The 12,892-nt window shown below is 63.1% G+C and carries 8 protein-coding genes; 3 read left to right on the top strand and 5 right to left on the bottom strand.

The window, feature by feature from the left end; genetic code table 11:
* Positions 1 to 168 precede the first annotated feature (168 nt).
* The 5 genes from LBW87_RS15910 to LBW87_RS15890 form a co-directional block, all read right to left on the bottom strand.
* On the bottom strand, positions 169 to 1,572 hold the full coding sequence (locus LBW87_RS15910) for a hypothetical protein (RefSeq protein WP_225202467.1): 1,404 nt from the start codon (positions 1,570 to 1,572) through the stop codon (positions 169 to 171).
* Complete coding sequence (locus tag LBW87_RS15905) at positions 1,569 to 1,844, bottom strand: hypothetical protein (protein WP_225202466.1); 276 nt, start codon at positions 1,842 to 1,844, stop codon at positions 1,569 to 1,571. Before LBW87_RS15905 ends, LBW87_RS15910 begins: the two co-directional genes overlap by 4 nt.
* 117 nt (positions 1,845 to 1,961) lie before the next feature.
* Positions 1,962 to 2,435 (bottom strand): CesT family type III secretion system chaperone, encoded by a 474-nt coding sequence (locus tag LBW87_RS15900; RefSeq protein ID WP_225202465.1) that lies wholly within the window; start codon positions 2,433 to 2,435, stop codon positions 1,962 to 1,964.
* Between the two features lie 88 nt (positions 2,436 to 2,523).
* Positions 2,524 to 3,711, bottom strand: coding sequence for an aspartate/glutamate racemase family protein (locus LBW87_RS15895; RefSeq protein WP_225202464.1), 1,188 nt, complete (start codon positions 3,709 to 3,711; stop codon positions 2,524 to 2,526).
* 205 nt (positions 3,712 to 3,916) lie between these two features.
* Positions 3,917 to 8,773, bottom strand: a complete 4,857-nt coding sequence (locus LBW87_RS15890; RefSeq protein ID WP_225202463.1) for a hypothetical protein — start codon at positions 8,771 to 8,773, stop codon at positions 3,917 to 3,919.
* A 400-nt stretch (positions 8,774 to 9,173) separates the two neighbouring features.
* Between LBW87_RS15890 and LBW87_RS15885 the strand changes: the two genes are divergently transcribed.
* The 3 genes from LBW87_RS15885 to LBW87_RS15875 all read left to right on the top strand — a co-directional run bounded on the left by LBW87_RS15885 (position 9,174) and on the right by LBW87_RS15875 (position 12,845).
* Positions 9,174 to 9,587: an ExbD/TolR family protein gene (locus tag LBW87_RS15885; RefSeq protein WP_225202462.1), complete on the top strand. Its 414-nt coding sequence runs from the start codon at positions 9,174 to 9,176 to the stop codon at positions 9,585 to 9,587.
* 5 nt (positions 9,588 to 9,592) lie between these two features.
* Entirely contained in the window at positions 9,593 to 10,306 is a 714-nt protein-coding gene (locus LBW87_RS15880) for a TonB family protein (protein ID WP_225202461.1), read from the top strand.
* Between the two features lie 67 nt (positions 10,307 to 10,373).
* Positions 10,374 to 12,845 (top strand): TonB-dependent receptor, encoded by a 2,472-nt coding sequence (locus LBW87_RS15875; protein ID WP_225202460.1) that lies wholly within the window; start codon positions 10,374 to 10,376, stop codon positions 12,843 to 12,845.
* Positions 12,846 to 12,892: the final 47 nt, after the last annotated feature.

Here is a 12,892-nt window from a genome sequence, read left to right as displayed (position 1 = left end):
CAGCACGCCGAGTTTGCCTGGCGCTTGTGATTGATAGGTGGCAGCGCCGCGGGTGATGGTTTCACTGTCCGTGTCGGCGCGCCCATGAAAAAGCCCGCCAGGCTTGCCGACGTGAGGTCGGACTGGTCCTGGCGGGCTGGGCCTGCCGCATCGGGTCGGCTGGCGAAATTACTTGCCCTTGGCCGCTTCCGTGGCCTGGTTGTCCTGGGTGGACTCGGTGCGCGGGATCTGCTTGGCTTTCCTGGCCGCGTCCACATTTTCGAAGGTGCGTGGATCGTCGGCCGGCAGGTCAGGCAGCGGAGCGAGCTTGAGGCCTGCTGGTGGCGGGCCTTCACGGTCGTTTGCGATCTGGCTCTGGTCGCTCTTGCCGACGAACACGTACTGGAATTCGCCGTTGACCTTCGACAGCAGCATGTTGTTGAACATGGTGCGCGGCGACTGGTTCACCGGATTGTATTGCGCCAGGCCTTCCAGTTTGTCCACCAGTTCGTCCATGGTCGGCGCATCCTCTGCCGGCAAGCCCTTGGCCACCCACTCGGCTTCAGCCTGGGACTTCAGGCGAAACAGGTCGAAACCCTGGATGTGCTTGGCCACGCCCGTGGAGCAACTGCCGCCCTCACGTAGCGAGGTGTGCAGGTTGGCGGGATTGCGCGCCCAATTCGCATCGCCGAAGGCCTGCTGGCCGTACTTCACTGCCATCCCACGGGCATGCTCGTCCAGCGCCAGCGGGCCGGCCTTGGGGTTGGTGCGTCCTTCGATGGTGTGCGGCGCGAACGACTTGCTCAGGTCGCTCATCGAGTATTCGATCTGGCCGGTGTGGGCCATCAGGCTTTGCGACAGGAAGCCTTTTGGACTGTCATCGTTGCGGCGCATCCACATCGTGTAGCGCGATTCCTCGTTGTTGAGGAAGCCCGGTTGCAGTGTCATGTAGGGCTTCGGCTTGTTGGCGGCGGCGCGCCATTCCATCACCTCCGGTTCGCCCAGCGGCTGGTCCGGATCCTGGTATTGCGTCTCACGCATCGGATTGCCCTTGGTATGGACATACACGCCGATGTGCACCGTACGCAGTGCGCCCTGGTTCTGCGATGCCGGGATGCCGTTGTGGTCGGCCGACTGCTTTTCGACCGTGACGATGCGGTTGGAACGCAATTCGTCCTGAGCGCGTTCATAGACGGCATAGATGTCGTCGACCTGGGCATCGTCCTTGTTGCGGATCTTGATGTTCGGATTGCCCTGTTCCTTGTCCAGATCCAGTTCGGCCAGCAAGTCGCCCAGCGGACGCCCGTCCATGTCGGCCAGGCTGGGGAATTTCTCCTTGTAGAACGCATGGGCTTCGGCTTGCGGCGCCAGTTCGGAAAACTGCTTGGAATAGATCTCGCACATTTTCCGGATATCGTTGTCGCGGCGCAGGGACGCCGCCTTGCCCTGGCCGGCGCTCTTGCTGGTGCCGGGAGCAGTGGTGCTGCCGGGTTCGGCTTTCTTGGCCTTGGCCTTGGCGTCGTCGGAAGAAGAGTTTTCGTCCACTTTGGGGTGGAACGTGACGTAGCTTTGTTGGGTGATCTGGAGTGTCATTTCTGTTTTTCCTGGTTGGACCGCGTCCGGTTGCCGTTCGCCTTCGGGCAATGCGGCAGGTCGCAGGTCATGTATTCGTTTTCAAGTCTGGTCGGGCGCTGCATGGCGCCTGCAAGCCAGTATCGTGTGGCCGGTGCTGCCTGGAGCCGCGCGCTGTCGGTGCTCGACGCGATTGCGGTAAGGGCGCTCCTGCCTGACGCCGATCGCTCTTTGTTTTGGCAAGCTGATCGACTGTCATGATTGAGTGGTGCTCGCGTGAACTTCTGTTCCATGCCCGACGCGATAATTCGGTACCGTTCGACGTGCGAAAAAAAACGCCGCAGGAGATGCCCTGCGGCGTCGATCTATTGCAGTGAGAACCACTGCTGCCGGAAGGCAGCAGGTCTTGATCATTGTTGCCCTTGACCCGACCAGCGTTGCTGGATCCGGGTGGCGGCGCTGCCGTTGGTCTTGACGGGCGGATTGTCCAGCAGCTGTGTCTTGCGCCATTCCTTGGCAGTGGCGGCCAGCAGCGCCAGCGTGTCGCGCAAGCCTTCGGCCTGCATGCCGGCCAGGGTATAGCGTTGTTGTGAGACGACGCGTCCGCTCGCCGGCGAGATGGCATACATCGGCCCGTTGGCGGCATACATCAGGAGATTGGCTTCGAGCAGGGTGCGCGAGACCTCGGCCTCACGCCCCTTGAAGATTTCGCCGAAGTCGCAATACACCAGCAAGTCGCCCTCATTGGCGTCGGTGCCCGGATGCAATGAGAACACCACTTCGCTGACGGCCACCGGGCCGCCATTGACGATGCTTTGCGCATCCTTGATGCCGCTCAGCGCGCACAGTTCGCGGATGACCGCTTCATAGAGTTGTTTGGACATGGTCGTATTGGAAATCAAGCCCGGACCCGCCGCCAGGGCGGCGCTCCGGGGCGGTCGCGCTCACCGGGCGGTGGGCGCGACCAGGGGGTCAGGCGGCGCGCAGTTCGCGGTTCTTCAGTTCCTTCTCGGCGCGCGCATCGAGGATGTCGTTGGCTTCACGCAGCGCCTTGGAACCATCGGCCATCATCTCGGTCAGGGTCTGGGTCGCGTCCAGTGGCTTGGTGCTGCCAAGGTCTTTCTTCTGATCGTCGGTCATCGCTTCTTCGGCAGGATCGATCTCGGTGCAGAATGCGCCACGCAGGTGGACTTCGATGCCTTGTTCCTTGGCCTCCTTGATGGCCAGCACTTCGCCATCGTGGATCCGTTGCGCCGCCAGTGTCATCTTGCCTGCCTTTACGCCGTCGTAGATGCCCGACATGATCAGGTCTTGCGCCTTCTCGCCGGGGATCACCCAATTGATCTTGGGCATCGGATATTTCGCCCGCATCGCCTTTTCCTGGTTTTGGTACAGCGCGCCCGACACCGTGCTGCGGGTGCCGACGATGAGGATATTGAGCGGCTCGGCACGGTCCTTGTAGTTCTTCGACAGGTGGTACATGACCGAATCGGCGATATGCAGGTAAGGCGTATCGCTTTCGGCCGCCAGGATATGGTGGTTGTTGTGCAGGCTGTTGCAAGGTGAACACTTCAGGTGGGTACCGCCGGCCGAGGCACGACGGCTCAGTTCGAGCACGCCCCACAGCGGGTTCTCGGGCACCTTTGCGGTCAGGTGATTGGACCAGGCGACGGCATCATTGCGGTCGCCCTTGAAGGAATTGAAGTAGGCGGTGCGGTCGGTAATGAGGTGCGACTGGTTGGACAGTCCGACCGGCATGTGTTGCTGGTCGTTCTCTGGCGAGCTGATGCTCTCCGCCGTCTTCATCTGTTTCATGGACATGTCATTGCCCGCCAGCGGGCCCATGCCGGCGATCAGGGTCGCTTCGACGAACTTGTCGTTGACCTCGAACGGGATGGTATTGCTATTGATGTTTTCATTGCTGAGCTTGGCGTCGCGTTCGAACGCTTTGAGCGCCGACTCGCCCAGCTTGGCGTTCTTGGCCCACGATTGCACGCCGTGGAACAGCATCGAATAGACGTCTGCGTTGTTGAATGCGTAGCGCGGGCCGGTGCAGGTGGTCGGCTCGGCCGCCTGCATGACGCGTGGGCCTTCGTTGGCTGCCGGTTCCGGCAATGGATAGCTGTGCTTGAGTTCGGTGGAAAGATGTACGATTGGCATTTTGTTGACCTCTGAATTCTGTCGATGATGGAAATCCGGATTCCGCCCAGCGGAAGCACTGCGCATGTGCAACGTGATGTACGGCATCTATGCGCAAGCGGCTATCTAGCCATCCGGAGATATTCTTGTGCCGGCGTTTCTTCGCCATGCATCGATGGGTGTCGGCCACGGCGGCGCCAGTTCCATCGGGCCGCCACACGCGGCATCACGATTTGGCGACATCCTGGCCCGGATGCAACTCGGCATAGGTTCGGCCCAGCCAGCTGTCGACCGGGTCATAGCCGCTCTTGGCAAAGTTCCTGAGCCGTTTGAACATCTCGGTTGCGGTATGGGCCACCGGGTCGCGTTGCACGCCCGGCATCAGGCGGCGCAATGTGCTCGGCGTGGCCGTGGCGCTCTTGATCTCATTGCCCTTGACGGTATAGCGGTTGCGGTTGGGATTGGGCGTGGCCAGCGCCAGGAACGCATGCATCAGGTTGCCCGCACGTAGGCCGGGCCCGGCGATATTGACCGGCACCGCCCGGTACTGCCCCTCGTGCAGCGCCACCACATAGTAGCCATTGGGACCGACGCCGAGCATCGGCGCGCGCTGGGTATCGTAGGTCAGGTCGAAATGATCGTGCGTCTTGAGGAAATGGCGCTGCACCAGCGGCACCTGCTCGCTGCGTTCGCGGTCGTGATGATCGATGCGGGTGCGTTGCTGCATGACCAGCGCACCGCTGGCGTCCACCTCCAGGATCATCATGGCCCGATGCAGGGCCGAGCTCAGCACCCGCGCCATCAATTCACCCGGGAACGGCTTGCCGGCCACGAAGACGCGCCCGGCCTCCGGCAGCGCAAACACGGTTTGCTGGCTCCATCCTGCGATCTCCTTGATCGGCGGCTGCGCCGCCTGCTTCTCGCGGGTCCGGCGCGCGTCGTCGGCCAGCTTGTACTGATGGTTGGGGCTGGCCGGGTCGTAATAGCCACCCAGGCGCCGGTAGGTTTCATGGGACACGTTGCGCACCATGTCGTTGAGGAAGGGCACCACGGGATGGCCGATCAGGATCGCGCCCTGGATGCCGATGCGAATCTGCGCCGGGCTTTGCGGCGAGGTATAGGGCTCGCGCCAGCGGGCCTGTTCGTGTTCCTTCGGCTCTTGCGGACCGCCATGAAAGTAATTCAGCGTGCCGCCGGTAAAGACCATCTGCTGCCGGGCGGCATCATAGCGATACAGCTGCGACGTGTCGGGGTGACAGCACAGTGCGCCATCTTCCAGCGTCAACCCGAGCGGCTCGCCGCTGGCGTGCGCCGCCGCTTGCGCCTGCTGGTATTGCAGGTAGCGCACCTCGGCCAGGAAGGTGTCGGCCACGCTGGCATAGACCACCTGTCCCAGATTGAATTCGGTGCTCTCGGCCGGGCCCATCAATTCGCCGGTCTTGCGTTTCTGCTTGACGTCGCGGTTGCCTTGCGGCGGCGGATTATGGTCGATGCGATCGATGGTGGCCACGGTGCCCGGCATCAGCAGGCTCTCGACCTGGATATGCTCGGTCTGGCGCGGCACCGGCAAAGCGGTTTCCTGGCGAATCACCATGTGCTGGCTACGGTCGATGGGCGCCGCACCGTGGCCCAGCCCCTGCAGGAAAGTGGCCGTCATCTGGGTGGAGCTGGTGACCGACATGATCTCGCTCATGGCCACCACCGCGCCTTCGCCGATGAATACGGCATCGTCGCCGTAGCGTGCGCGGGCTTCTTCCTGGCGCGACTGCTCGATGTAGTGGGCATCGGTGACCACGCCGCGATGCACCAGGTGCGCCGCCGGCTTGCCGTGCAAGGCCATCAGGTTGACCATCAGCACCGAGATGGCGGTGACGAACTTGTCGCGCTCGCCGGTGACGTTGCCGCGATGGTTCATCGCCGCAATCTTGAACCACACGCCCGAGGCCAGCCGCAGGTACTTTTCCTGGCCGGTCTGCGCCCACCGCAAGAGGTAGTGGAACAGTTGCGATTCGAGCGAGTAGGCGTGGATCGAATGGTCGCCTTCGTCGATCATGCGATGGCTCAGCTGCAGGTACAGCGCATTGCTGTCTTCCACCCGGCGCGGCATGCCCGGCGCCTCGGCCAGGGCGCGCTGGATTTCCTTGACGTAGGGCACTTGCGCATCGGTGAACGTGGTGTGGTCGCGCGGCATGCGCTCGGTCTTGGCGAACGGCGCGCCGGGCTTGGCAGTGTGGGGCAGGGCGGCGCCGATGAAGTCGGGCGCCACTGCGGTGGGGTAGGTGATCTCGCGGTTCTCGGCATGGGCCTGCGGGAAACGCTTCATCAGCAACTCGATCTGCTCGCGGATGCGCTGGGGCAGGTTGGCGCTGCTGTTGGATACCGCCAGGCTCAGGTCCGGCGGAGCCGACTCGCGCGTGTCGCCCAGGGGTGGGGGATTGCGCTCGGCGAACACGTCGGAGGCGGCGATCATGTCGTGGTAGCGCCGGGTGACCGCTTCCAGGTGCGCGCGCTGTTGCGGCTCGCTCATGTCGTGAAATCGCGCCGCATCGCGCACCTGCGCCAGTTCGCCGGCATGGGTCTGGGGCGCATCCAGGTTCAGATGGTTGATGGCGCGCCGCATCTGCTCCACGCCGCGCTTGAGCAGCACCGCCGTGCGGCGCAGGCCTTCGACGTCTTCCAGCTTGTCGCGGCCGGCCTCGATCATCCGCTCGCCGTCGACTGACAACACGTTGATCGCGTCGCGCACCCTGGCCACCAGGTTGTTGGGAGCGTTCTCGCGCGCCAGCTGGTCTTCGCCCGCGCGCGCATTGGCGCCGGCCAGGCCGGCAGCCGAAAAGGCCAGCCCCACCATCGGCAGCAGCCATTTGTCCGGACCGCGCGCGCCCATGCGGGTGACGAACGCTTCCAGCAAATTCTTGGCCAGATCGGTGTGGACATGCTCGCCGGCGCCCGCGTCGAGGGCCGGCAGGTCCGCCCCGAACACCGCGCCGAGCGTGCGAAATACCAGGTCGGCGGCGAAGAAGTCCATCGTCTTGTAGGTCGCGCTGAGCAGCAGGTGGTTGGCCGGGTCGCCCGAACGCCCCCGCAGGAAATCCACCGCCGTCAACAGGGTCGCCACCCCGACCAGGCTGGCGATGTCCTTCTCGTTGCCGCGCGGCAGGCCCATCTTTGTCTGGATGCCGTAGTTGACCAGCAAGCGCCCCAGTTCGCCCAGGAAAGGCAGCATCGCCTCATTGAAGACCTGGCCGCTGAATTTCTCGCGGCCCTTGGCGGTGTCCTTGACGAAGTTCTTGTAGGCGAAGCGATACGCCATGCTGACCACGTCCTGCGCCAGCACCGTGACGGCGATGGCGCCGGCCAGCGTCTTGGCGTCCACCAGCCCGGCGCCGGAGCCGCTGAACGGATGCGCACCGTCGAACAGCGCATGCGTCTTCTCGTCGCGAAAGGTGTTGATCAGCGAAGTCATGCCGTACACGGTGGCCGCCGTGACTGCTGCCCGCATGGCCGAATTCAGGGCAGCGTTGGCGGTGGTGCCCTTGACCGCCGGATTCATGTCGTTGAGGATCACGTCGACCAGCGCATGCGAGGCCGCCGTGGCGATTCCCTTCAGGGTATGGCGGTCCTTCAGGAACGGACCGGCCGGGATCGCCTCGCCGGTGGAGACCACGAGCATCGAATTGGCATAGCCCGCCGGGCTGCCGAAGGGCCCGGTATTGGCGCCGCGCCAGCCATAGGTCGAGACATCGGCCCCGGGCAGCGGCGCCAGCGCCTTGACCGGTTCGCCATGCTGGTCGAGCAGCGTCATCTGCAAGCCCTGTGGCGCATAGACGAACTGGTGCCGATACTGGTCTTCGGTGCGCACGATCAGGGTCCGGTCGCGCGGCTTGTCGCGCATGAACTTGTCGATGATCTCGCGCAAGGTCGCCAGCTTGACGCCGGCCACCTTGCCTGCCGGGCCCATGATCTCCACGCCATGCGCGTCGAATCCGGTGACCTCGGCGATGGCGCCGCCGCCCACATTGAGGCTGGCCGGATAGTCGCCGTAGGCGCGGTGCTGCATCGGGCGGGCGCGGTCATGATATTTCTGTTCTGTGATGAAGATGATGTTGCGATTCTCCGGGCCATTGAGGTCGCTGTAGCCCAGACTGAAATCGCTCTTTTCGCGACCGTCGCCCCGATCGACGGCGGGCCGTTGGCCGAAGCCTTCGGCCATGTAGTTTTCTGCGGCAGCCCACGCAAACTGGCGCGGGAACGGCGTCGCGTTGAGCGGCACCGGCATGATGATGGTGCTGCTTTCATCGATGCTGCGACGGGCAAACAGCGACGATTTCTTCGATAGCTCCAGCAGGTAGGTGCAGACGTAGGTTTCCATCATCATGGGCTGAGCCTGGGCTGCGGCCTTCTGCTTGCCTTTTCCCTTGCCTTTGCCGGCGGCGCTGGCCTGATCCTGTTCGGCCTGCGCCAGTTCAGCGCGACGCTGGTCGAACGCCAGCAGCTCGCGGGCGCCCACGACGCGGTCCGAATAGCCTTTCAGGAAATACAGGTCGGTCTTGCCATGTTCGTCATCGACGGTGTCCTTGATGACCAGCAGGTGGGTGGTCACGGTGGAAGTACGGAACCTGAAGGGAAAGCTGGCGATGGCGACGTGGTCGTTGAGTGAAGCCAGCAGCGCCCCGGCCGACGCCGAGGCGACATCACGTCCGCCCAGGGTCGCGACGATGCTATCGAATTCGGCGCGCTCGACGCCGACCTCGCGCATGTCCTGGTGCAGCTGGCGCAGCGCCGGCGAGCGGCCGCCATGGGGCGAACTCAACTCGGCCATCATCGTCTGGCTCGGCGCGACTTCCAGGTGCGGGTCCTCGGGTTCATCGTTGTGCAGGTGGATCAACGCCAGCGATGGTTCCGGGGCCGGCTCGGCTTGCAGCTCGGGCGGACGCCTGTCGCGGGCGTGTACGACCGGCGTTTCGCCGGCCGGGCGCATGGCGAGGTCGCGCATTTCGTGGGTTTCGGGGGAGCCCTGGGCGGCGCTGTCGAATGCGGTGCTATCGCGCACCGACGGGGAAGCGTTATTGATGTGGACCATGATGAAATATCGATAGGGTGTAAGGGGGCATGCGCCGCCACGGGATGTGGCGGTGCAACAGAAAAATTCACCCGTGGGTAACAGCCAGCACATCGATGTTCCGATGTCATCAAAATGTCATGCTCCGGTCACAAAAATAGGAAAAATAATTCCATTATTGGAACGTACCAATTTGGTGCAAAATTGGCGTTTTCTGTCTTGTGTACGCATCTTTTACATCCGCCAATAGCTATTTTTTGTGACAGGCGTATTAAATTCACAAAGTTAAAAAATATAAAAATCTGGTACGTACCAGTTGTTGACACGCGTTTTGTGCAATCGCATAATCCACTTCAATTTCAGCGCCGCTAGAAAACGCATTGCGGGCCGGCGCGGTGAGTTGATCAATGGAGAGATAGCGATGAGAAGCTGGGGCGAAACCGAAAAGCGCAGGGCGCGTATCGAGATCATTCCGATGATCGACGTGATGATGTTTCTGCTGGTGTTCTTCGTATTGCTGAGCCTGAACGTGATTCCCGCGATGGGCGTGAAGACTTCGCTGCCGTCGTCGTCCAGCACCAGCGATCTGCAGACCCAACACCTTGCGCGCATCACGCTAGGCCTGGACGGCGAATTGCAGCTGGAGGGGCGCGACATCGCTGCCGGCGCACTGGTGTCCGGCTTGCAGCAATTGCAGGCGGCCGAGCCGTCGAAGAAGTTGACGCTGATCGTCAATGCCGACCAGAAGGTGGAGTTCCAGCGCGTGATCGACCTGATGGACACGCTCAAGGGCAATGGCTTCGACGCCATCTCTTTCGTTTCCCGGCGCAAGTGAAGACGATGCATAGCCTCTATCGCCATCGCGACTGGGTCGCCATGCTGCCGGCGGCGGGACTGGTGCTGTTGCTGGTGACGGCCGGCCTGCGCGAGCTCAAGCCACTGATGCCCAAGGAAGAAACGCCGGTCAAGCTCGAGATCATCGATATCGCCCAGCTGGAGCCGCCCAGACCGGTGGCGCCAGCGGCGCCCCCTGTGCCGGCGCCGGCCAGGCCGCAACCGTCGCCACCCAAGCCGCAAGCAGCGCCGCCGCGTCCGCAGGCGCCAGCCAGGCCGGCAGCAGAGCCGGTCTCACCCGCGCCGGCACCGACCACCAGCGCGCCGGCGCCGGCACAGCCGGCCAGCAACCCGACGCCAGCGGCGCCTGCCACGCCAGCGCCTGCCGCGCCGGTGCCGGCCGCCCCGAGGGGCGACGCCGATGCCGAATTCATTGGTCGGGTGCGGGCCTACCTCAATTCGGTCAAGCGTTATCCGACCGGGCGTGAAGCCAGCCTGCAGCGCCCGCAAGGCACGGTGAAGGTGTGGTTCGTCCTCAAGCGCGACGGCTCGGTGCTGGAGATGGGTATCGAAGAGTCGTCCAATTCGCCCTTGCTGGATCAGGCTGCGCGCAAGAGCGTGGGCATGGGAAGTTTCCCGGCCTTTCCGGAGCAGTTCCGGCCGGGGCAGCCGCAACACCGTTTCGTCGTCGATTTGCAGTTCACACCCGCCAGTAGCTAGGCGTCCAGGTCACCCTGCTGCGCAGCCTGCGCGGCCATCCAGAACAAACCTATCGGGGAGTAACACCATGAAGTTGAAAGTCAAGAAGCTCGCGCTACTGGTGTCGAGCCTGTTTCTTGCTGATGCCACCCTGGCCGTCGCCCAGGAAACCAGCGATCTCGGCCAGATCACCGTGCAGGGTCAGAACCAGGCGCCCGGCGCCGGCCTGATCCAGCAGGACGATGCGCCCAAGGCGCGCAGCTCGGTCACCCGTGAAGCCATCGAGAAGATGGGATCGACCTCGACCGCATTCCAGATGATCCAGAACCTGCCGGGCGTGTCGACCTTCGACCAGGACGGCACCGGCCTGTTCGGCGCCACGCTGCGGGTGCGCGGCTATAACGCCAACCAGATGGGATTGACGCTGGACGGCGCACCCCTCAATGACTCGCTCAACTACTCGATCAGCATCCAGGAGTTCGCCGATCCCGAGAACACCTGCGACGTTTTCCTGACCCAGGGCAGTGGCGACATGGAAGCACCGCACGTGGGCGCCAGCGGCGGCAATCTCGGCATCAATACCTGTGATCCGCGCGATACGCTGGGCGGCAAGTTCAACTTTGCCCTGGGCGCCAATAACTACAATAAGCAGTTCGTGCGTATCGACACCGGCAAGTTCGCCAATGGCCGCGCCAAGTTCTTCATCTCCATGTCCAAGGCTGCCGCCGACAAGTTCAAGGGCAATGGCAGCGCCCGGCGCGAGCACGTCGATTCGAAGCTGGTATTCGACTTCGGTGGCGGCAGTTACTCGAAGCTGGCCTTCTTGTGGAACAAGATGGATAACGCCAACTACCGCACCGCCAGCAAGGCCGACCTGGCGCGCTTTGGCTATAACTATGAATTCGGCACCACGCCGCCGAGGCATCTGACGCCGGTGGCCGGCACGGCGCAGAACGAAGCCACCGCCAATGCCGCCATCCTCAATAATTTCCAGGGTTTCAATAACAACCCGTTCGAGAACTACCAGGTGTCGATGGTCAACCACTGGCAACTCTCGCCCAAGGCCAGCCTCGATTTCAATCCTTACTACATCTATGGCTACGGCACCGGCGGCAACCAGTTGCTGAGCGTGTCGGAGGCGCGCGGCGCCGGCCTGCTGCACGGCGGCATCGGCGACATCAACGGCGACGGCGACACGCTCGACACCATCCTCGGCTACGGCAGCAACATCAGCCAGACCGACCGCTGGGGCGTGACCACCAAGGTCAACTACCAGCTGGACAATCACAACCTGTCGGCTGGCCTGTGGTTCGATAGCGGCACCTCCAAGCAATTCAGCCCGTTCGTGGCCATCGACAGCAGCGGCAACAGCTCCGACTACTGGATGCGCAATACCAACGGCTACCTGCAATACGCCGACGGTACGCCCTATAACGCGGCCCGCAACTGGAAGACCCGGGTCGATGCGCATACCATTTTCCTGCAGGACAGCTTTACCATGATCAATGACCGCCTCAACGTGCAACTGGGCGTCAAGCGCCAGGAGGTCAAGCGTAATTTCAACAACACCGCCAGCGGACTTGCCGCCAACGGCAACGGCGCCGACTACACGGTCGACCAGAAATTCTCCAATACGCTGGGCAACCTCGGCCTGCGCTGGCAGTTGACCGAGACCCAGTCGGCCTTCTTCAATGCCGGACAGAATGCGCGCGCGCCGGAGAACAATGCCAATACCGGCCTGGCCCAGACCACCGCTTCGGCCAACTACACCACCTCGGTCGTCAATGGCGTCCTGGTGGCCCGTAATGCTGCCGGCGATGTGATTCCGGTACGCATCGGAACCCCTCGCGTGGGCGCCGAGAAGTCCAATAACTTCGATCTGGGGTATCGCTACGCAGGGAGTCAGCTGACGTTCTCGGGATCGATGTTCTACGTCGATTTTCGTGACCGCATCGCCAGCCAGTATGACCCGACGTCCAACCTGACCACCCAGTTCAACGTCGGCAAGTCGCGCACTTTCGGCCTCGAGCTGGAAGCCGGCTACAAGATGAACCAGAACTGGAATCTCTATGGCTCGGTGACCCGCACCGATTCGAGCATGCGCGACGACAAGGTCGCGGTGCGCGCCGCCAACGGCACCGCCACCACCTTGTCGACGTCCGGCAAGCAGATGCCCGACACCCCGGACTGGCTCGGCTCGCTGGCGCTGCAATACAACAGTGGCCCGTTCTACGCCACCGCCCAGGGGCGCTATGTCGGTCGTCGCTACACCACGCTGGTCAATGACGACGCCGTGGGCGGCTACACCCTGTTCGATCTGGGCGCCGGCTATCGTTTCAACAAGGCCATGTTCATGCAGAACCCGACCATCCGCTTCCAGCTGTTCAACCTGTTCAGCCGCAAGTACCTGAGCATGAACGGCCCCAGCGGATCGAGCTTCACCACCAACGCCAATGCCACCACTGGCACCAATGGCGCGGCCATCGCGGCGGCGGCGGCGCCGGTGTTCTACACCGGTGCGCCGCGCACCTTCCAGGTGTCGTTCAGCAGTGACTTCTGAGCCAGACCTGACTTGCCCGATGCGCCGCGCCGGCCGCGGCGCATCAT

This window comes from Herbaspirillum sp. alder98, assembly GCF_020179755.1.
GTDB lineage: Bacteria > Pseudomonadota > Gammaproteobacteria > Burkholderiales > Burkholderiaceae_D > Herbaspirillum.
The sequence above is the reverse complement of the archived record's forward strand: the minus strand, read 5'-3'. Positions and strand labels throughout refer to the sequence as shown.